The 20932-nt window shown below is 42.6% G+C and carries 21 protein-coding genes; 12 read left to right on the plus strand and 9 right to left on the minus strand.

Translation table 11 applies throughout. The features are described from left to right. The first annotated feature begins 71 nt into the window (after nucleotides 1–71). On the plus strand, nucleotides 72–551 hold the full coding sequence (locus tag NST01_RS03595) for an aminoacyl-tRNA deacylase (RefSeq protein WP_025206890.1): 480 nt from the start codon (nucleotides 72–74) through the stop codon (nucleotides 549–551). A 32-nt stretch (nucleotides 552–583) separates the two neighbouring features. Here the strand turns inward: NST01_RS03595 and NST01_RS03600 are convergent, their stop codons facing one another. Continuing rightward, a complete protein-coding gene (locus NST01_RS03600; RefSeq protein ID WP_025206891.1) occupies nucleotides 584–1492 on the minus strand; it encodes a LysR family transcriptional regulator in 909 nt (302 codons plus the stop codon). 103 nt (nucleotides 1493–1595) lie between these two features. On the opposite strand from NST01_RS03600, the gene NST01_RS03605 reads away from it, so the two are divergent. Beyond that, on the plus strand, nucleotides 1596–2795 hold the full coding sequence (locus tag NST01_RS03605; RefSeq protein ID WP_341041515.1) for an MFS transporter: 1200 nt from the start codon (nucleotides 1596–1598) through the stop codon (nucleotides 2793–2795). A gap of 63 nt (nucleotides 2796–2858) precedes the next feature. Here NST01_RS03605 and NST01_RS03610 read toward each other — a convergent pair whose 3' ends face one another. Both NST01_RS03610 and NST01_RS03615 read right to left on the minus strand, forming a co-directional pair. Next, nucleotides 2859–3938 carry a DUF3900 domain-containing protein gene (locus NST01_RS03610; RefSeq protein WP_076822811.1) on the minus strand — a complete coding sequence of 360 codons (1080 nt, stop codon included), beginning with the start codon at nucleotides 3936–3938 and terminating at the stop codon, nucleotides 2859–2861. A 200-nt stretch (nucleotides 3939–4138) separates the two neighbouring features. Continuing rightward, nucleotides 4139–4288: a DUF1540 domain-containing protein gene (locus tag NST01_RS03615; protein WP_008344201.1), complete on the minus strand. Its 150-nt coding sequence runs from the start codon at nucleotides 4286–4288 to the stop codon at nucleotides 4139–4141. A 354-nt stretch (nucleotides 4289–4642) separates the two neighbouring features. Between NST01_RS03615 and rfbF the strand changes: the two genes are divergently transcribed. Genes rfbF through NST01_RS03640 form a run of 5 tightly spaced genes read left to right on the plus strand, consistent with a single transcriptional unit; the run spans nucleotide 4643 to nucleotide 9424 of the window. Further along, nucleotides 4643–5407: a glucose-1-phosphate cytidylyltransferase gene (rfbF, locus tag NST01_RS03620; protein WP_017360424.1), complete on the plus strand. Its 765-nt coding sequence runs from the start codon at nucleotides 4643–4645 to the stop codon at nucleotides 5405–5407. 4 nt (nucleotides 5408–5411) lie between these two features. Then, nucleotides 5412–6383 (plus strand): GDP-mannose 4,6-dehydratase, encoded by a 972-nt coding sequence (locus NST01_RS03625; RefSeq protein ID WP_057078351.1) that lies wholly within the window; start codon nucleotides 5412–5414, stop codon nucleotides 6381–6383. A 12-nt stretch (nucleotides 6384–6395) separates the two neighbouring features. Beyond that, complete coding sequence (locus tag NST01_RS03630; protein WP_108611400.1) at nucleotides 6396–7307, plus strand: putative nucleotide-diphospho-sugar transferase; 912 nt, start codon at nucleotides 6396–6398, stop codon at nucleotides 7305–7307. Next, the gene (locus tag NST01_RS03635; protein ID WP_108611401.1) at nucleotides 7304–8494 is read left to right on the plus strand and encodes a glycosyltransferase family 2 protein; all 1191 of its coding nucleotides are present in this window, start codon (nucleotides 7304–7306) and stop codon (nucleotides 8492–8494) included. The genes NST01_RS03630 and NST01_RS03635 overlap by 4 nt, the downstream gene beginning before the upstream one ends. Beyond that, nucleotides 8495–9424 (plus strand): putative nucleotide-diphospho-sugar transferase, encoded by a 930-nt coding sequence (locus tag NST01_RS03640; protein ID WP_017360420.1) that lies wholly within the window; start codon nucleotides 8495–8497, stop codon nucleotides 9422–9424. Between the two features lie 34 nt (nucleotides 9425–9458). On the opposite strand, the gene NST01_RS03645 is transcribed toward NST01_RS03640, so the two are convergent. Both NST01_RS03645 and pbp4 read right to left on the minus strand, forming a co-directional pair. Beyond that, nucleotides 9459–10697, minus strand: a complete 1239-nt coding sequence (locus NST01_RS03645; protein WP_108611402.1) for an MFS transporter — start codon at nucleotides 10695–10697, stop codon at nucleotides 9459–9461. A 145-nt stretch (nucleotides 10698–10842) separates the two neighbouring features. After that, nucleotides 10843–12882 carry a penicillin-binding protein PBP4(5) gene (gene pbp4, locus NST01_RS03650; protein ID WP_060780860.1) on the minus strand — a complete coding sequence of 680 codons (2040 nt, stop codon included), beginning with the start codon at nucleotides 12880–12882 and terminating at the stop codon, nucleotides 10843–10845. Nucleotides 12883–13113: 231 nt separating this feature from the next. Here pbp4 and NST01_RS03655 point away from each other — a divergent pair, with 231 nt between their 5' ends. Further along, nucleotides 13114–14544 (plus strand): SLC13 family permease, encoded by a 1431-nt coding sequence (locus tag NST01_RS03655; RefSeq protein ID WP_341041517.1) that lies wholly within the window; start codon nucleotides 13114–13116, stop codon nucleotides 14542–14544. Here the strand turns inward: NST01_RS03655 and NST01_RS03660 are convergent. Further along, a complete protein-coding gene (locus NST01_RS03660; protein WP_035703615.1) occupies nucleotides 14476–14880 on the minus strand; it encodes a hypothetical protein in 405 nt (134 codons plus the stop codon). The two genes, NST01_RS03655 and NST01_RS03660, sit on opposite strands and share 69 nt — an antisense overlap. 91 nt (nucleotides 14881–14971) lie before the next feature. On the opposite strand from NST01_RS03660, the gene NST01_RS03665 reads away from it, so the two are divergent. Next, a complete protein-coding gene (locus NST01_RS03665; protein ID WP_017360415.1) occupies nucleotides 14972–15199 on the plus strand; it encodes a hypothetical protein in 228 nt (75 codons plus the stop codon). On the opposite strand, the gene NST01_RS03670 is transcribed toward NST01_RS03665, so the two are convergent. After that, the gene (locus NST01_RS03670) at nucleotides 15180–15659 is read right to left on the minus strand and encodes an Hsp20/alpha crystallin family protein (RefSeq protein ID WP_017360414.1); all 480 of its coding nucleotides are present in this window, start codon (nucleotides 15657–15659) and stop codon (nucleotides 15180–15182) included. The genes NST01_RS03665 and NST01_RS03670 overlap by 20 nt on opposite strands. A gap of 65 nt (nucleotides 15660–15724) precedes the next feature. Here NST01_RS03670 and NST01_RS03675 point away from each other — a divergent pair, with 65 nt between their 5' ends. Both NST01_RS03675 and NST01_RS03680 read left to right on the plus strand, forming a co-directional pair. Beyond that, nucleotides 15725–15982 carry a hypothetical protein gene (locus tag NST01_RS03675; RefSeq protein WP_008344180.1) on the plus strand — a complete coding sequence of 86 codons (258 nt, stop codon included), beginning with the start codon at nucleotides 15725–15727 and terminating at the stop codon, nucleotides 15980–15982. Nucleotides 15983–15988: 6 nt separating this feature from the next. Further along, complete coding sequence (locus tag NST01_RS03680) at nucleotides 15989–16222, plus strand: hypothetical protein (RefSeq protein WP_008344178.1); 234 nt, start codon at nucleotides 15989–15991, stop codon at nucleotides 16220–16222. A gap of 36 nt (nucleotides 16223–16258) precedes the next feature. On the opposite strand, the gene NST01_RS03685 is transcribed toward NST01_RS03680, so the two are convergent. Next, the gene (locus NST01_RS03685; RefSeq protein WP_217816566.1) at nucleotides 16259–17650 is read right to left on the minus strand and encodes an amino acid permease; all 1392 of its coding nucleotides are present in this window, start codon (nucleotides 17648–17650) and stop codon (nucleotides 16259–16261) included. Between the two features lie 178 nt (nucleotides 17651–17828). Continuing rightward, nucleotides 17829–18902 carry a tetratricopeptide repeat-containing glycosyltransferase family 2 protein gene (locus NST01_RS03690; protein WP_017360413.1) on the minus strand — a complete coding sequence of 358 codons (1074 nt, stop codon included), beginning with the start codon at nucleotides 18900–18902 and terminating at the stop codon, nucleotides 17829–17831. Nucleotides 18903–19035: 133 nt separating this feature from the next. On the opposite strand from NST01_RS03690, the gene NST01_RS03695 reads away from it, so the two are divergent. After that, entirely contained in the window at nucleotides 19036–20928 is a 1893-nt protein-coding gene (locus NST01_RS03695) for an ABC-F family ATP-binding cassette domain-containing protein (RefSeq protein ID WP_045034453.1), read from the plus strand. Nucleotides 20929–20932: the final 4 nt, after the last annotated feature.

The raw sequence follows: 20932 nt of genomic DNA on the forward strand, positions 1-20932 counted from the left end.
ATACATCTTAAGGATGAGAGGATTGTGATAAGCTAAATGAAAGAACATCGTAAGGAAAGGGGTTCAATCCATTGAAAAAATTACCAGCACATGACTTTTTGGACAAGTATGGCATCCCGTATGACATCAAAACATTTTCTGCCGACACAGAGAAGGGCGCAGCGAATGTAGCGGCTGCTCTTGGTTTTAGAGAAAGACAAATGATCAAGACATTGATCTTTGAAACAGGGGAAGGGGAGCAGCTGCTTGTAATGGTGGGTGCTGACCAGCACATCAAATCAGGGAAACTAAAGAAAGCCGCAGGCTCTCGCAATATCAAAATGGCTTCACCAGACACAGTGCTTGAAGTGACGGGCTATCGGATTGGCTCGATTCCGCCATTTTGTTGGCAGCCTGAAGGGTTCCGCACGATTATCGAAGCATCGCTATTAGAAGAAGAGATATTAGGCGTTGGAGCGGGAGAATGGGGAAATGAAATCCTCATCACACCAGAACAATTAGTGATAGCCTCAAAAGCGGTCCCATTTGATCTTGTTCAGCCATCCGAGTAGAAAAAGTGCCTGTTTTTGAAGCAGGCACTTTTTTAATTGGAGGCAGGTGCTATAAAGGGTCCGATGTCTTTCATTTGCAGAAAAGCATTCACCGTCCTATTTTCCTCAAGGTCATTCGCCCGTTTGCAGACCACAACAGGTCTGATAATGTCAATTCCTTCGATATACACGCGCCCAATCTCTCCACGTTCTAAGCTTCGCTGAACAGCGTCACGAGGAACAAGGGTGATGCCATAGCCAGCTTTGATCATTTGAATGGCTTCGTGGACACCACTGAATTGTAAATCAACGGTCGGTTTTTTAATTCCTTTAGCGGTAAAAAGGGAAAAAAGCTTGTCTCTCGTCGAACTGCCTTCTTCTCGCATTAAAAAGGGTTCGTGGCTTAGGCGTTCTAGGGGGACGGTTTGTCCATTTAACGGATGATCCACAGGCACGATAAAGTCATAACTTAAATCAGTTAAGTGAGAGGTGTGAAGATCTTCGTGGTGCAGATCCTCTATTACGGCGATCGCCACATCTGATTGATATTGAAGCAGGCTTTCGATCACTTGAGCGGAGTTTCCGCTTTTTAATTCAATATCTGTCTGTGGCGATGCTGTTTTAAAAGAGGCAAGCCAATCAGGCAGCAAAAAGTTAAGTGGTACGTAGGTAGAAGCAATTCTGAGTCTTCCTTTTTTTCCGTTTTGCAGAAGAGTAATCTGATATTCTACTTCTTTTTCCGCCTCGAATACTTGCCGGGCATATGGATACAGGATCTTCCCCATCTCCGTCAGGGTAATCCCCCGGCCGTTTCGTTTGAAAAGACGAAAGCCGATCTCTCGTTCAATGCTTCGTAATTGTGCTGTCACAGCCGGCTGCGTCAAAGACAGCACGTCTGCCGTTTGTGTGACACTTTTTGTTTCGGCTACCTTTGCAAAAATACGGAGGGCATGTAAATTCATCTTTGCACCGCCTATCAATTATTTTGATGATTCAATCAAAAACATTCATTAGATTTATTATAAGGTATCCCTTATCGTAAAGGTAGCGAAGGGGGAAGAAAAAATGGATCGTCGTCAAAAGCAAGTGGTGTCAATTGCACTCATCACAGCATTTGCCCTTATTGGGGATTCAATGCTCTATATTGTTCTCCCGGTCTATTGGAAAGAGATTGGTTTATCATCCATTTGGGAGGTGGGGTTACTGCTGTCTATCAACCGATTCATTCGTATCCCGCTAGCACCTGTCGTATGGTGGCTTTATCGATATATTCCAATGAAGACCGGTGTACTGATCGCAATATTGATCGCGTCAGTGACCACGATATTATATGGTATGAGTGGATTTTGGCTGCTATTGATTTGCCGCTGTGCATGGGGTCTCGCTTGGACGTTACTCCGTATGAGTGGGATGAGGGTCCTAGCTGAAATGGACGAAGGCTCACAAGGACATTTGACGGGTCTTTATAATGGGCTTTACCGGCTTGGCAGTTTATTTGGCATGTTATTTGGGGGAATCCTTGCCAGCTTGATCGGTTTTCAGTCCATGACGCTTGTCTTTGGCTTACTCACATTAATGGGCTGCATTTTTTATGTATCGTTGGATGAAATTGAAAAGAGAGAAGGCACGCAGGTGTATCATGGCATCAAACAGAAGTGGTTTACACGAGATGTGGTAAAAGTACTGATAACAGGCATGCTGATCGCACTGATCATCCAAGGTTTATTCGCATCCACCCTGAGTCATGTCATTGAAGCAAAGATTGCCCAAGATGAATTGACTCTGTTTGGCTTTGTCATCGGAGCTTCGGCTTTAAGCGGTGTTATTCAAGCACTCAGGTGGGTATGGGAACCATTTCTCGCACCGAGAACGGGCAAATGGTTTGATCGTCTTGTGATGAAGGAACGAATGTTATGCTGGATGTTTCTTTCATTTGGAGGGCTCAGTTTTCTTGGGATCATGCTGAAGGTAAGCGGCTGGTTCCTATTGATGCTGCTTTTGATTCAACTAATGGCAACAATTGTCACAACGTTCACCGATACACTTGCCTTTCAAAAAGCTTCTGCTCAAACAGATAAGAACCGCTTTCTCGCCAGCTATTCTTTTGTTCAAGATATGGGGGCTGCTTTAGGACCTTTGTGTGGGTATACGTTGATCCAGTTTTTCGGAACAAACAGCGTCTTTTGGCTGATGCTTATCATAAGCTTAATGCTCGTCAGCATGTGGATAAGAAGCGGGCAGCATGTTTCTTCTAGTGCAGTGTAAAAAATAAAACGTTATATAAAAAACTGCCTCATGCAGCTGATCGCAGGAGGCAGTCATATTCTCTTATTCTAAGTCTGAATCATAGGCTTTTTGTGTCAGCTGGCTGACGACCTCTTTCAAGCCATTGGGTTTATGGAATTCAACGGGTGTGCTTCCTTTTTCAAATACAATTTGATCTGCTTCAACGAGCACGACATATCGATTGTTGACCTTTGCAATATGAATCGAGTGGCCGAAGTCGGCTAAAAGCCCTTTAATTTCTGTTTCGCCTAGACGCATCTTCATCGTGATATCAGGGGTTTGTTCCACAATATGTGAAGCCGCTAGTGTGACCTGTTCTGTATCGAGGCGCTCCCTAATCTCCCGCTTTTCACTTGCTTCCCATATTTCAAGGTCCTCTTCAAATTGTTTTAATTCTTCACTTTCATCCTGTAATGTTTCAAATACGTGTTCCTGAACCATATTCATGACCTGTGATTTCATGATTTCAGGCATTGATTCTCCGTATTCGACGAATTTCAGAAAGTCTTCAAAATAACGAGCGTGTGAGGATTGGTGAATTTTCACTTCGGCTTCCTCAGTCATGCCCTCTTCTGGCATAAACGGGTATTGAATCGATTTCATGTTTTTTGTTGTAATCGCCATTTCTACTTTTTTGATCAAGGTAGATGTATCAGCAATAGAAGCGACTTTCTGTTCAAAATCGCATTTCATGATAAAGACAAAAGAGTCATCGAAATACTTTTTAGGAACCGCAGATGCAACCAAAAACACGCCGCCTCTGACAGCACTTGTATCTAAATAGGTGCGAACAAACTGTTCACTGCATTCGTTAAATACTTCTTTTGTATCTGCAAATCTCGTCTGATGAAATAAATTGTAGTTTGGATTTGAATCGAGTTCATGGCCGGGTTCGACAATAAATCGGCCGATTTTAGTCGGTACTTGCTCAGACTTAGGGTGTCTGTCCACTTTTCGTTTGACGATTTTTTTAAGCTCACCGTCTAGAAAGTCTTTCAGCTCACTTTGTTCAAATTCCTCTTGGTCTAATGTTTGGTAATGTTTAAACCGTTTATTTGCTTGTTCCTCTTTGCCTTCTACTTCAACCACATAGAATGATAGGAAACGTATCGTAAAATCCACTGATTGGTCACCACTTTTTCTTCTTCGGATATGTTGAGTATAGAAAAAGGAGTGAAAATCGTCAACGAATGGAGAAATTTCGTGTCATTATTTCCCGAGAAATGTTTAGTGAAAAACGCTTGATAATAATTATCATTCTTGATAGAATGATAAAAGAAAAGAAGGAACCTGCCAGTTCCTTCATCTCAGAAAATCATGTATTATTTTGTTTCAAATGTTTCGCAATCCGTTTCAGCATTGCGAGTCACGTCAGTCATTGTGCTTTTACCAATTTTAATTGTAGAGGCTGTACAGCTGTTGTCAGCCCAAAAACGGCAAGAGTTCACTTCACAAAGTACATTTTGTGCCATGGGAATTCACCTCCGTGATTCATATTAAGAATGAAGCAAGCTGCCACTTGAGTTCATCCAATCTAGTAGTCTCTTTATCGAAAGAGGCTGTTTGTGCTGTTTATGCACATGTTTATCATACCATCTACCCTGAAAATATACAATTTAAACTTTGAAAGAGCGAGAATGCAAATCTCGCTCTTTTTTGTTTGTAAAAATAGTTAAATGCTAGGTGGCACCCTCTCTTATTCCGACATATGAATAGAGTAGATTCAAAACCTGATGTCGGACAAAGTATAAGGGTACATGTACTGATTTTCCGCATGAAGATAGGGTTTTCAATCAAAAATTTTCATAGAGAGATGAGGGGAGAAGATGAAAGCAGTCATTCTCTGCGGAGGAAAGGGAACGAGAATGAGTGAGGTCACACAAGCGCTTCCTAAACCACTTGCTATGATCGGAGATCGGCCTATTCTATGGCATATTATGAAAATCTATCAGTATTACGGTGTAGACGAGTTTATCTTATTGCTTGGATATAAAGGAGAGAAAATCAAAGAGTATTTTCTCAACTACGACTGGCGGCATCACAGCATGCAGCTGGATATGTCGACAGGGGAAATGAAGCTTTTAGGGAATTCGGAGAATTGGAAAATCACCTTTTTAGATACGGGTGAGAATACGATGACAGGCGGGCGGTTAAAGCAGGTACAGGATTATATTGGTGATGAGACATTTATGATGACGTACGGTGACGGACTTGCCAATATCAATATGTTTCATTTGCTCAAGCGCCATCAAGAGCTTGGAGCAGCTGCCACTGTCACAGGAATTGAAAAGACATCACAGTACGGCACGCTGAAGGTGTATAACGGGATGGCACAATCCTTCTCTGAGAAGACAGACAGTATCGGGATGATCAATGGAGGATTTTTTGTGTTGTCTCCAAAGGTTTTTGATTATTTAACAGATGATGATCAGTGCGTCTTTGAAGCAGAGCCTCTTCAGAACTTGGCGAATGATGGCGAGCTTGCAGTCTATGAGCACCACGGATTTTGGACAGCAATTGATACGTATAAAAACTTGAAAGAAATCAACGGCATGTGGACTGAAGGAAAACAACCATGGAAGGTTTGGTGACAGCATGAGCGGATTTTGGAATGGGAAAAACGTATTTGTGACCGGGTGTACGGGATTGTTAGGGAGTTACCTCGTCAAGGAATTGATAGATCAAGGAGCAAACGTAACAGGGCTTGTACGTGATCAGGTGCCAAGATCGAACTTATATCAAGGCGGTCAATTTGAAAAGATGAATGTCGTCCAAGGCGCACTTGAGGACATGCAAACGATAGAACGTGCGTTAGGAGAATATGAGATTGATACGGTCTTTCATTTGGCCGCCCAAGCGATTGTTGGGGTCGCAAATCGTCACCCGGTCTCTACATTTGAAGCCAATATTTTAGGAACATGGAATGTGCTGGAGGCATGCAGAAGGCAGCCGCTTATCAAACGAGTGATTGTGGCATCGAGTGATAAAGCATACGGGGATCAAGAGCAGCTTCCTTATGATGAAGACATGCCGCTTAACGGCAAGCATCCATATGATGTGTCAAAAAGCTGTGCAGATTTAATTTCTCACACGTACTACAACACATATGGTCTTCCGGTTTGTATTACGCGCTGCGGTAATTTATATGGAGGCGGGGATTTGAATTTTAACCGAATCATTCCGCAAACCATCCAGCTTGTGTTAGAGGGAAAGGCGCCAGAAATTAGAAGTGACGGAACCTTTATCCGTGATTATTTCTATATTGAAGATGCGGTCAAGGCTTATTTACTCCTAGCTGAAAAAATGGAGGAAAAAGGGCTTGCAGGAGAAGCATTTAACTTTAGTAATGAAATTCAGCTGACCGTGCTTGAGCTCGTTGATAAAATCTTAAAGGCGATGGGCAGTGAACTAAAGCCGTGTATTTTGAATCAAGGAACGCATGAGATTAAGCATCAATATTTATCAGCAGAAAAGGCGAGAAAGCTGCTTGATTGGAAGCCTGATTACTCCATTGATGAAGGGTTAGAAAAGACAATTGAATGGTATCGCGAATTCTTTCAAAAATAGAGGTGTATACAGATGAACAGCATATATTGTACGGTTCTATCAAGTGGAAGACTTTATCAAGCCATTGCGTTTTTCTTATCGTTGAAGCAAGTAGAAGATGATGCTGTCATCAAGACGTTATGTATGGATGATGCTGCATTTGATTTGCTTCATCAAATGAATTTCCCGCATGTCGATCTTGTTCATGTGCGTGAGCTTGAAACGCCGGAGCTTCTAGAGATCAAAAAGGAACGAAATGATTCGGAATATTGCTGGACATTAAAACCGATTTGGATTGAGTGGCTATTTAAGCAGGACCAGGCGGAGGAAGTGACGTATCTTGATGCGGATTTGTTCTTTTATGAGCGTCCGCAAGTGATTTTTCAAAACCAGCCTGATGCGTCTGTGCTTCTATCAAGAGGGGATATTGTCATTCCAAGCTTTGATCCAGAGGAAGTGAAGATGCTTCAAAAACTTTTAGGGCGCTACAATTCAGGCTTCCTCCATTTTAAAGGAGATGAAGCCGGCCGAAAGTGCCTGAGCTGGTGGCAAGAAGAATGTCTAAAGGAATGCAAAAATGCGCCTGGAGAAGGAAAATTTGGCGATCAAGGGTATTTGGATCATATGCCGATGCTGTTTGAAAAAGTAGAAGATATTCAAACAAAGGGTGTGAATATTGGTCACTGGAATTATGGCCAGCATTCTTATCAGGAAGAGAATGGACGTATTTTGCTTGAGGATGGAAGCCCACTCATTTGCTATCATTTCAGTGGTTTTCGGATCTTAAGCAAAGATGATATGCAGCAAATCCATGAAAAAGGAAGAGATGACTTGCCATTTTTCCAAGAAGCCTATCGGGAAGTGCTGCGTCATGTGATTGAATCGGTAGAACAAGTCAATCCGATGTTTAACGGCTATGCCAAACTGGAGGAGGATGGCGCATGAATGAAAAGCCGAAAGTCAGCGTCATTATTCCGAGTTATAATGCGAAAGAGCGTTTAGAAGGGAGCCTCTTTTCCTTAACGCTTCAGGAAACCGATATTCCATTTGAGGTCATTGTTGCTGATAATGGGTCAACGGACGGCACGATGGAAATGCTCGAAAACATTGAGGTGAACTTTCCATTCAAAAAGGTGCGTATTCCTGTCAATCAAGGAATTGCCAAGGGGCGCAATCATGCCATTCGTGAGGCAGAGGGAGACCTCTTAATATTCCATGACAGCGATATGTTGGCAGAGCCCCAATTTATTCAAAAGCACGCAGAGGCACATGCTGATCATGAGGACCGTGTGATTTGCGGTGTTTGCTGGAAGCGAATCTATCGTTATTTTTACAAAGGTTTTGATAAAGATCATGTGAATCGATTAAAAAAACAAGGGCTGTATCAGCGGAAAATGAAAGACAAAACGTCTCTTGTGTCGATGGAGGAAATAAAAAACGGCGCATTTCTAGAGAGAAGCTTCGACTTGCAGTCCGAATTTATTGATATTCTGAAAGACATTTTAAACACGTACGACTATGATTTAAGTTCTTATCAATTGCCGTGGCGATTTTTTATCACAAATAACTCTTCCGTCAAGCGAAAGCATGTTATGGAACTAGGGATGTTTGATGAAAAAATCGTTCGATACGGGTTTGAGGATTATGATTTAGGCATTCGTCTGCATCAGCTTGGCCTCTCATTTGAGCTGCGTGAGGATATTTTAAGTGTGCATCAGGAACATCCAAGTAATTTAACGTCATTCGATGACATCAAATATAACATTTTGTATATGTGCGAGAAGTACAACAATATTGATTCGATTGATGTTCATCTGGCTTTCTCTGGACCATTTTCTCATACCGTGACAAATGATATCGTGAAAGACATTCGCCAGCTGCGTAAGAATGCAGCATATGATGATCTGCTTGCTTATTTTTTGGAGCTACTTCATATGATCACAGAGCGGAATGTGGGTATTAAACGTGATCAAAAGGACGTGCTGACGGCAAAGCATTTCCCTTTGAAAAAGCTGTCAGAGGCGGCCCAGCTTGCCAAGCAGGAACATGGATGCACGGTGCTGGTAGAAGCCATTCAAGGGCTCACAAAAGAGCTGCTGCATGTTGACTTGTTCCAAGTGGATGTGTTGTAGATGGCATCCTATCATTTCACAACCATTGTGTCCAATACCCATGTATTTAAGCTGCTGGCGCTGATTCATTCACTTGAGCAGACGGCTCAATCATACAAACTTTCTGTCTTATGTGCTGATCCTTTGGCTTACAAGGTGTTAAGTCAGTTTCCTCATCCACATGTCCAATATGAACAGCTTGAAGATGTGGAAGATGATTCGCTGCGAAAAGCAAAGGCGGATCGTACGTTCCACGAGTATTGCTGGACGCTTAAGCCTGCGTTTCTACTCAAAATTCTTGAGTCCTCTGATGCAGATTATCTCGCTCATTTGGATACGGATTTGTATTTTTATCATGATCCAGAGGCGATATTTGCAGAAAATCCACTCGCTCATGTATTTTTGACAGATCATATGAATTCCAAGCGATTCTATCACTTTTATGAATTATCCGGCCGTTTTAATACTGGCTTTGTAGGCTGTCGAAACACAGATGTGGCCAAACGGGCTGTGACGCAGTGGAAAGAGAACTGCATTGCGCACTGTACAGTAGAAATGGATACGGAAAAAAAGACATATGGTGATCAGCGGTATGTTGAAAGATGGGTCGATGATTTTGAGGGTGTCCATGTGGTGGCATCTAAAGGTGCCAATGCAGCGATTTGGAATATTGAAAACTATAAGCTCTCCGTTGTGAAAGGAGATATGTATCTCGACGAATGTCCACTGCTGTTCTATCATTTTTCTGCCTTTACGATCATTGATGAAAAGAACTTTAATCTGAATTGGTATTACTATATGACAGAACACACTCTTGTGGATCATTTGTATATTCCGTATGCGGATTTGATTCATCTGAAAATTAAACAGGTGCAAAAGGTCTTTCCAGACTTTCAGCAGGGGTTTATTGCAAAGAAGCATGTTCCTGACACGCATTTTTATAAGTTATGAAAAAACCGCTCATTTATTGAGCGGTTTTTACCTTTTATGATTCATTCCATTTCGCTATGGTCTGATCGCTTGGCAGTAAGAAGGCTAGGATGCCTAATATCGGTAAAAAGGCGACACCGATCATGGTAGGCGTTAAACCGACTGCATCAATTAATGAGCCGAGGGCAACGGATCCAATCGCTCCCATACCAAACGCAAGTCCAACAGTTAAACCAGACATTGTGCCAATTTTTCCGGGAAATAGTTCTTGGGCATAGACCACGGTGACAGAGAAGCTTGAGGTCAGAATGATCCCAATGAGTCCAAGTAAAACATAAGCAACAACCGGTCCGGCAAATGGGAGAAGTAGGGCAAGCGGAAAGGATGCCAATAAAGAAATTAAAATGACGGTTTTCTTGCCGAAGCGGTCTGCAAGCGGCCCGCCTAAAAATGTCCCAATCGCACCCAATATAAGAAATAAGAAAATATAAGTTTGTGATTCTTTAATCGTCAAACCATATTGCTCAATCGCATAAAACGCATAGAAATTCGAGATCGCATTTCCATACCAAGAACGCGCGAAAATAAGAAAGACGATAATGCCAAGTGCTGTGAGCGCTGACTTGCGGTGAAGTTCAGATCTTGCTGCTTTTGCAGGCGCTTTTTTCGCTTGTGCTCGAATGGTTTGAAGCTTTCTTGCGTACCATCTCGAAATATAAAGAAGGAAACCGACAGCAATCATTCCAACAATCGTAAACCAAGCCACACCTGGCTGACCGAGAGGGACGAGCATGAATGCAGCGATTAGCGGAGCAAAGGCTTGACCTGTATTTCCGCCGACTTGATAGATGGATTGAGCAAGACCCCGTCTAGGACCAGCTGCCATGTTGGCAACCCGTGAGCCCTCTGGATGGAAAATCGCAGAGCCGAGTCCAATAAAGACGACGCACAGTAGGATGGTCGCAAATGATGGCGCAAACGCAAGGCCGAAAATGCCGACAGCACTTGAAAATAATGCGATAGGCAGTGCATAGGGCATCGGCCGTTTATCTGTGTACCACCCGATCGCAGGCTGCATGACAGAGGAGACCATATTTAATGTAAAGGCGATTAGCCCTAATTGAGTAAAGGTCAGCCCCATTGAGCGTTCTAAAATAGGGAACATGGCAGGAATCACGGCTTGCAATGTGTCGTTGAGCATATGGCAAATACCAATAATCAATAAAATAGGATAAACCGTTGAACCGGTGACCGCTTTTTGAGGTTTATTCTTTGTTTGAGCAGCAATAGCCAATGAGACTTCCTCCTTTCATTCAACTTGTTTCTTTTTTTCATTCTCCTCATTTTATTCATAAGGTGAACTATAAAACAATAGCAAATTGTCATGATTTAGAAAAAAAGAGACACATGCGCTTGATGGAGCGTGTGTCTCTAAAGGGTTATTTATAGAAAGAAGCGATGACAGGCTTCATTTTTTGAATGACAAGTCCACTGCCTCCACGGTTTTTCACACCTTCAATCATGCCGACGAGGACGTAATCTTCTTTTTTAGGATTAAACGCAAGTAAAAATCCATTTTCAGTACCGTCTGTCGCACCTTGTTTGCTCTTGAGTTCCGCTGTTCCCGTTTTAGCGGCTATATCAGCCCCTTTTATTTGCAACGAGTGAGCGGTTCCGTTTGAATTGGTGACGACTTGAGTCAGTGCGTCCTTCACCGTATTTGCAGTATCTTCTTTGATGATCTGTTTTGGTGATGCTGTTTTTTCATCCTGAATGACTCGAGGGTACACAAGCTTTCCTCCTGTTGCAAATGGAGAATAGGCATGTACTTGTTCAATTGGTGACATGAGTAATTCTCCTTGGCCATATGCTGAGTCGGCAAGTAAGATGTCTGATTTGATTCCGTCGTTAGACACTTGTGCCGGTTTCATTGTAAACGGCATGTTTAAATCATCACCAAACCCAAATGTTTTCACTTTTTTCTCGTAAGTATCTTTGCCGATTTCAAGGGCTTCCTGTCCAAAATAAATATTATCTGAGTACACGAGGGCATCGACCATATTGACTTGTTCTTTGTCATGAACCCGTGTAATGCGATAATTTCCCCAAGATTGATCCTTCTGCCATTTCAGTCCATGAATGGTGCGTACTTTATTAGGTTTTGTGACACCTGTTTCCAGTCCAATCGCTGCTGTAATGGTTTTGAAAGTAGATCCTGGTGCATATCTGCTCGCATATCGAGCTTGGAATGGGAGATCAGGATTTTCACTGTATGCTTGATATTGTTTAGGCGTGATCCCGTTGGTCATTAAATTGACATCGTAAGAAGGGGTGCTAACAAGCGCTAATAAATCACCTGATGATGGGTTCATAATGGTGACAGCCCCTTTTTCACCTTTCAGCTGTTGATAGGCTTTTTTCTGTAAAGATGCATCAATGGTCAGCTTGACTGTTTTTCCGTCTTTTCGGTCTGTTTTTTGTAATGTTTCTTCAATACCTGTTTCATCATGGATAATGAGGATGCTTCCGCCATCTTGTCCTCTTAAGTTCTTGTCAAATGTGAATTCAAGGCCGGTTTTGCCGATGATTTGATCCGCCTTTAAAGCTGGATTTCTTTTGATATCATCCGCATTTGCTTTTCCCACATAGCCTGTCAGATGGGCAGCGGCTTCGTTATATGGATAGTAGCGCATTTCCTTCGTTTGATAGGTGACGCCATTTATGTCTTTTGGAATCGGCTTTTGCTCTAACATAGACTTTAGCGGGACAAATGTGTCATCTGTAACCCATGCTTGTTTCAGCTGATTTTGAATCAGCTCTTCATCTATATCAAAAGCGCTGCTGATTTTTTTGATGTTGCTTTCTTTTTCCGTGCCTGTCCCGAGTTTTCCAGGGATGATGCCAAGTGCGTGTCCACCAGTTGTTTCGGCTAACGTGCGCCCTTTTCGATCTACAATATTTCCGCGTACCGCAGGATCCGTTGTCACTTTGATGGTGTCACCCGTTTCCATTTGCGGGAAGATGAGATTTGGTTTCCAGTCTACTTTCCACTCGTTATCCTCTTCGGAGAGAACGCCCTTGTAAGAGAGTTTGTTCAGTTTTCCAAGTGACGTTTTCATCGTGACTTCATAGGTGAATTGATACCCATTTCCTTTGTCCTGTTTTTCTACGTTGACGTTTGAGACGTTTAGATCACTTGCACCAATGCCGCTAAAGATCTTATCGTATTTTTCGGCAAGTTGTTTTTTAGAAAAGTCACTGGCTTTCAGAGAGCCACTTGTGACCTCATCTGCCAGTTTCGTGAATTCTTTTTTCTCCAGATGTTTCGTAAAGGATTCAGCGGCTTTCAGCGCCTCTTTTTCTTTTGAGAAAAGCGAATCTTTTAAGAAAAAGAGAGCAGCAGCAATCACGATGATGCTAAGAAGGGGAATGATGACTTTTTTCTGTTTCCAAAATGATTTTCGTTGATCTGTATACAATGAAAACACCTCAATTTTTGATTAGATCCTCTATAGTTTACAGTTACTGTGTAGGATTTGTATAGTTTCTCCTATGAAAATAGACCAAGACATGAAGTGGAAATATGAATCAAGACACAGTTGCTGCTGAAGAATCTCTTCATTTTTTCTTATGATTTAAAGGATTTTTTATGTGATCATCGAATGTGAAAAACTAGAAAAAATTAAAAGCGTTTTCATGAAGGAGGAATTGTGATCGTTTATAAAAAAGTGAATCTAACTGGACTTGTTCTTGGACCGATCTTCTTTTTGCTTATTTTTTTGCTCATTCCAGAAAGTGAATTGACCTATGCACCAAGAGTGGTACTGGGCGTTACGGCTTGGACTGCGACATGGTGGGTCACAGAAGCTTTGCCTATACCGGCTACTTCTTTATTGCCCATCATCCTTTTGCCAACACTTGGCGGGCTATCGATGGAGCAAACATCAAGAGCTTATGGAGATCCGATTGTTTTTATGTACATGGGTGGATTTATGATTGCCATTGCCATTGAAAAATGGAATTTACATAGAAGAATGGCTTTACATATTTTAAACATCATTGGCACAAGAAGTGACCGCATTGTATTAGGGGTTATGATAGCAACGGCTTTTCTATCTATGTGGATTTCGAATGCAGCCACAGCACTGATGATGCTGCCTGTGGCACTGGCTGTGATTAAAGAGGTGAAGGCGAACGATATTTTGTCTGGTGCATCTCTTGACCGATTCAGTAAAAGCATCCTATTATCGGTCGCTTATTCAGCCTCTATTGGCGGACTGGCGACACTCGTTGGGTCTGTGCCAAATGCTGTTTTTGCGGCGATGTCAAAAAAGCTGTTAGATCGAGAAATTATGTTTTTTGAATGGTTTTTGTTTGGTTTTCCGGTGGCGGCTGTTCTGCTCATTCTCTTATTTCTGTATTTGACCAAGATACAATTCAAGGTAGAGCACACAGGGGAAATGGGAGCAGTGTTTATACGGAAGGGTTTAGAGGATTTAGGCAAAATGAAACAAGAAGAAAAATGGGTTTTTGCTATTTTTCTTATGACGGCTTTTTTATGGATCTTTAAAATCTTTTTGTTTGGCGGGCTTCCTGTCTCGGATACGTCGATCGCAATCTTTGGGGCGATGCTGTTATTTCTCATTCCAGCGACAAATGGAGAGAGAATACTAGAATGGCAGGATATGAAACAGCTGCCATGGGGGCTTTTGCTTTTGTTTGGAGGCGGGCTTTCGCTCGCTACAGGATTTGCGGAAACGAATCTAACAGGATGGATCGGGGAAAATTTACAGCATTTAAATGGGCTGTCTTACCTCATGCTGCTGATTATTTTAACGGCTTCAATTTTATTTATGACCGAAATTATGTCTAATACAGCAGTTGCGAACATGATCATTCCGATTACAGTAGGGCTTGGACTTGCAATTGGCATGGAGCCGTACGGCTTAATGGCTGCGGCTGCGTTAGCATCTTCATGTGCATTTATGCTGCCAATCTCCACACCGCCAAATGCGGCTGTCTTTAGTGCGGACGTGCTGAAAATATCTGATATGGTCAAGGCTGGCTTTTGGTTAAATGTGATCAGTATTGTAGCGATTGTGCTTGCGGTTTATTTTTGGCTTCCGGTCGTTCTGAGATGAAGACTTTGATCGAATGGAGACTTTTGGTGTTTTTGTTTCTTTTGGCTTCGGTACTGAAGCTGCCTTTTTGAGGTGCGGGTCCTTTGGCGTGTAATAGGTGGCTCCAATGTTGAGTCTGCCTTTAAGCTGATCAATGGAAAGCTCACCAAACTCTAAATGGTAGTCAATTTTGTCCACATGCAGTGATTCAATATGAATGTGCGTATCCTCCGAGACAGGCGGAGCAGGTGCAGACATTTTTTGCTCAAGAGCGGTGAGTCTTTTTTCCAGCTCGACGACAGATGGGGATGGACTGGATTCAGTTTTTTTAAAGAGTGATTGAATGAAATGTTTCAAATGGACCACAACCTTTTCTTTCGCCTTGCTCTAGTCTATGGAAAAGCTGCCCGGTATATACTTATAGAGATACATGAAAGGGGAGAAGGGCATGCTGCCTACACGCATTCAGATTACCCATATGAAGACGAATACGATTGGTACAGGGTCCTCGATGACATTCGGCTCAACGATCGTACGAAATCACTGCTCGACGATCAAAAGAAACAATGGTTTTGGTGAACAAAATGCCGATGGCGTGATCACGATCTTGCCGATTGAAACGATTGATGATCGTGATCTAATAGACGCAGTCAGTATCAATATTCGTCATCTATGATAATCGCAGTTGCTTTTCCTTCATCTTTTTGCAGGCGAATGTATAGCACGCCGTCTTTAAAGGCCGCATTCATTTGACCAAGAATCATATCTGGGAGCCGAATTTTTCTTTCAAACGGACCATACTTTCCTTGTCTTTGGCGAAAATCCTGTTCGTTAAAAAAGGAAAAACGCTGTCCTTTTACAACTAAATATTCACCATATGACAGCACCTGAACATCTTCCTTCCGGTAGCCAGGCAGATAAATTAAGTACTGAAATTCAGTAGGGGTTTCCACAATGTCGACTGGTGGAAACGATGCATCTGTTCCTCGCTGATCTTGCTGCGAGAATGTAAAGGGAGACGGACCATTTGCCATAAAGGGAGATCTTTGCTCATCATCGAATATCATTTTCCAAAAATCATCTCCATGCATTTGCTGGGCAATGTCCATCCACTGCTTCATTTTTTCGAAGTCCATGTGAAGACCTCCTGTTAACATACTTGATGGGTGCTCGCATATACCTATAAAAAGGAGGTTTATCTGTGGTTCAACCAACTCCGTATATCAATATTAATATTTTCATGTTAAAAATTAATTCCTTTGAAAATGCGTCGGCGGTGAATGTCGGACAAAATTTGTTAGCAGAGTGGCAAAACTCAGATAAAAAAAATCAGGGGTACGGACAGAATTTTGGAGATGCCAGCGGTTTTGTCGGAACAAAGAGCCATGTAGATGATCGAGATCAAGTGGACTCACCTGCCTCTTTTTCGCCAGCAGCTAAACCTATTCCAAGGAAGTGATGTGTGATGTTATTCTCACCCTCAGTCGTCAATGTCGGTGCTTTTAAAATCAATGCAATGGATCGGGGGGCATCACTGACGCTAGGACCTTATCAGCAGATCGATTATTTTCTCTCGATGAAATTGAACCAGGGTTTTGGTGAGGACAATGGAGATTGTTCACCGCTTGTCATTCCAATTTCAAGCGTACTCGATCCAGATATGGTGGATTCGAATTCAGTGAAAAACAGTGTGATTTAAACAAAAAAAGAGACCGGGATTCCCCGTGTCTCTTTTCTATTGTGTTTGATTCAGGTGGCTTTTGCGTCTTGCATAGGTAAAATACACAACGACACCAATGGCTACCCAGATGAGGAAGGCTCGCCATGTCTCCCATTTCAGTGTAGCAGCCAAGATCATACAAATGACCGCACTAATGATGGGAAGAACAGGAACAAAGGGTACTTTAAACGCTGTTTTCATATTCGGATGTTTTTTCCGGAGTATGATCACAGCGATCGAGATCACCGTAAAGGCTGCAAGTGTACCGATGCTGACTAAATTAGCAAGAGTTGATAAGTTGACGAAACCAACGATACATGCCGCAACAACGCCTGTCAGCCAAGTGTTGGCAACTGGTGTCTTCGATTTTGGATGAACGTTTGAAAAGATTTTCGGCATGAGTCCATCACGGCTCATAGCAAAGGTTAAACGAACCTGAGCGTAAACAAGTGCAATTAACACGGTCGTAATCCCGATAATAGCACCTGCCGATATAATACCAGCGACACTATTCAAGCCAACCACTTGTAAAGCAAAAGCGACAGGGTCACTGACATTCAGCTTCGTGTAGTGAACCATGCCTGTTAAGACAAATGAAACCCCGATGTATAAAATCGTACAAACGCCGAGCGCACCGATGATTCCAATTGGCATCGCTTTTTGCGGATTTTTGACTTCTTCTGATGCATTAGCGATTGCATCAAATCCAAGGTAAGCAAAAAAGACAGTTGCCGCTCCAGCAATCACGCCATGGAAGCCCATTGGCATAAAAGGTGTCCAATTTTCAGGTTTAACGTAAGCAAAGCCTGAAATGATAAAGAGGAGGACAATGGCAATTTTGATGAGCACAATGATGTTATTCAGCTTCGTGCTCTCTTTTACGCCTCTTGAGACAATAAAGGTAATGAGTAAAATAATGAGTGCGCCTGGCAGGTTGAAGATGGCCCCATCAGCGGCTCCAGGTGCAGCCGATAAAGCCTTCGGTATGTGCAGACCAAATCCACTGAGCAGTGATTGAAAATAGGATGACCATCCGCTTGCCACAGCAGAGAGCGCAACAACATATTCAAGCATTAAATCCCAGCCCATTAAAAAGGCGAGGAATTCTCCAAGTGTTGCGTAAGAATACGTATAGACACTTCCTGACACTGGAATGGACGAGGAAAATTCAGCGTAGCAAAAAGCAGCAAGGGCGCATGCGATCGCAGCCAAAATAAAAGATATAATAATCGCAGGTCCCGCATCTTTCGCAGCCGCAACCCCCGTTATCACAAAAATTCCAGTCCCGACCACACAGCCAATGCCAAGCAAGATTAAATCAAATGTATTCAAAGAACGGCTCAGCCGCTTCGTTTGACTTTCAAGCATGAGCTGGTCGAGAGACTTTTTTCTAAATAAAGAACTCATGTTGACCTCCTAATGGATAAATCTTTTCGTAAGACGAATGTTAGTATATGCGTAAATGACAATTTAGTCAATTGGTTGAAAAACGCTTTAAATCACTAAAGTGTTAAATGTCACAAAAGTCTAATATGTATCAAAAGACATCCGCCGTCATTGACAGGCGGATGTGATAACAGGAGATTTACGTTTCTTCAGCAAATATTTTTTCATTGTACAGCACACTAGGATGGGTTGGGTAATGGGCTGAGGATGCAAGATGATGGGTTTTGGCTTGAGCCAAATCACCGAGCTGATAATAACAATAGCAAAGCTGAAGGTGAGGATACCATGTTTTATATTGTGTCAGTGTAAAGGCTGTTTCGATTTCAGGTGCCTTCAGTGCCTGCTCATACCAATAGATGGCCGCTTTGTATTTATTTTGTGCTTTGAAATGATCCCCAATCCGGCAGCAAAATTCTGGACGGGGCTGATCATATAAGAAGGATCTCAATAAGGAGGATAGGGCGGCTTCCTCAAAACCGACTGCATAATAGCAGTCAGCTAAATTTTGGCATGTGCGAATTTCATCCTCAATCCAGCATTGTTTTGTGGCTAAAAATTTGTGATAAAAGCGAATCGCCTTCACATGCTGCTTGTTATCTCGTAATTCATTGGCGAAGTAAAAGAGATCACGAGGCGTCATCTCTTCGCCTTTTGCAAGCATGTTTTCATAAATGCGCAGATTGCGTCCAGGCTCTCCGGCGGTTGTTTTCTTACGCTTTTGATGGGTGACGGCGATATCAGCGGGAAAAATGTTGCCATACACTTGAAGGAATTCATGAACGGCCCCATACCACTGAAAGTTCAAGGCACGCTTGACGAGCCGATTTCTTCTATATTTAAAATTCACCTGACCGTCCTCGCTAAATCCAACGTGGTAAAACATCGAGACGGCATCTACTGCGGGATCTAGCGTCTGTTTGAGCTGAAGCAGTTTTTGCCGGTCCTCCTCAAGTAGGACATCGTCGGCATCCAGCCATAAGATATACTCTTTTGTCGCATGGGAAAAAGCGAAATTGCGTGCTTTTGCAAAATGCTGGACCCATTCAAAGTCGAGCACCTTTGCTGAAAAGGAGTGAGCAATGTCCTTTGTTTGATCCGTTGATCCTGTATCAACAATGATCATCTCATCTACAATGTCTTGAACAGAAGATAGGCAGTCAGCCAAAACCTCCTCTTCATTTTTCACAATCATACATAAACTAATGGTTATCATCTTTAGATCACCTCTTCATAGTGTATCGAGCATCAAAAGGAAACATTCTTTTCAGCAGCGTGTTTTTTTAAAACTAGTTTTCTGCTACTGGCTGATTTAAAATAAAGGAAGAATCTATGTAAGGGCTGATAAAATGAGTTTATTGAATGTAGAAGGATTATATAAAACCTATGGCGAAAAAACGCTGTTTGATCATATCTCTTTTCATATAGAACCAAAGGAACGCATCGGGTTAATTGGACCGAATGGAACAGGGAAGTCAACGCTTTTAAAAGTCATTGCAGGACTTGAATCATTTGAGGAAGGCGACATCACAAAGGCAGGGACACTTGATATCGAATTTCTCGAGCAAGATCCTGAAATGAGCGGGGATGAAACGATTCTCGACTATATTTTTTCAGGAACAGCACCAATGATTCAAACAATGAAGGCCTATGAAAAGGCACTGGCTGATTTAGAGCATGATCCACAAAACGAGGCAAAACAAGAAGCGCTTATGCGTATGCAAAATAAAATGGATCAGGACGACGCATGGGATGCGAACCTTTCGGCGAAAACGATTTTGACAAAGCTTGGCGTTAAAGATGTGAGCCGATCTGTTCATGCGTTATCAGGTGGACAGAAAAAGCGTGTGGCGATCGCCAAAAATTTAATTCAGCCTGCGGGTTTGCTGATTTTAGATGAGCCGACAAACCATCTGGACAACGCAACCATTGAATGGCTTGAAGGATATTTGAGTCAATACAGCGGGGCTGTCATTCTTGTTACCCATGATCGTTATTTCTTAAACCGTGTCGCCAATCGGATTTATGAATTAAACCAGGGGCAGCTTTACACATATAAAGGAAATTATGAAGTCTTTTTAGAAAAAAGAGCGGAACGAGAAGCAGAAGCTCAAGTAAAAGAAACGAAACGTCAAAATTTGCTTAGACGTGAGCTTGCATGGCTCAGAAGAGGGGCAAAGGCTCGAACGACAAAGCAAAAAGCACGTATCGGCAGAGTGGAAGAGCTGAAGGATCAAAAGGGACCTGATGCAAAGGGAGAGCTTGATTTTGCGATCGGTTCTCACCGGCTTGGAAAACAAGTGATTGAGGCAGAAGAGATCAGCATCACATTTGCTGGTCAAACCCTTGTGGATCAGTTCAGTGATTTAGTCGTGCCAGGGGATCGTATCGGATTTATCGGACCGAATGGAGTGGGCAAAACGACTTTACTCAATTGCCTGGCGGGTAAAATCGAACCGACGAATGGGCAATTGACCATTGGACAAACAGTCCGCATTGGCTATTACACGCAGGACCATAATGAAATGAATGAAGAGCTGAATATCATTGATTACATCAAAGAAACAGCTGAAATTGTCAAAACGGCAGATGGCGTCATTGTGACAGCAGAGCAGATGTTGGAGAGATTTTTATTCCCTAGATCCATGCAGCGCACGTTTATCCGCAAGCTGTCAGGGGGAGAGCGCCGCAGATTGTATTTATTGAAGGTATTGATGGAAGAGCCGAATGTTCTCTTTTTAGATGAGCCGACGAATGATCTTGATACAGAGACGCTCAGCATTTTAGAGGATTATTTGGAGCAGTTCCCAGGCGTAGTCATCACCGTGTCGCATGATCGTTATTTCTTAGACCGAGTCGTCCATCGTCTGCTTGTGTTTGAAGGAAATGGACGCATTTCACACTTCCAGGGTGCTTACAGCGATTACATGGAGCAAGAAAAAGAACAGAAGCGGACAGAGACAAAACCAGCTGAAAAACAAGTAGAAGCTGCACCGAAAAAGAGGAAAAAACTATCCTATAAGGACCAGCTTGAATGGGATGGGATTGAAGATCGGATACAAGCACTAGAGGACAAACACCAGCAGCTCGAAGCCAGCATTGCTGAGGCTGGCAGTGATTTTGGGAAAATTCAAGAGCTGATGGACAAGCAAAAAGCCGTCGCTGAAGAATTAGAACAAGCGATGGATCGCTGGACAGAACTGTCGCTGATGATTGAGGAATTAGAAAGTAATGAAAAATAAAGGT

The organism is Bacillus sp. FSL R7-0166, from assembly GCF_038008935.1.
Lineage (GTDB): Bacteria > Bacillota > Bacilli > Bacillales > Bacillaceae > Bacillus > Bacillus altitudinis.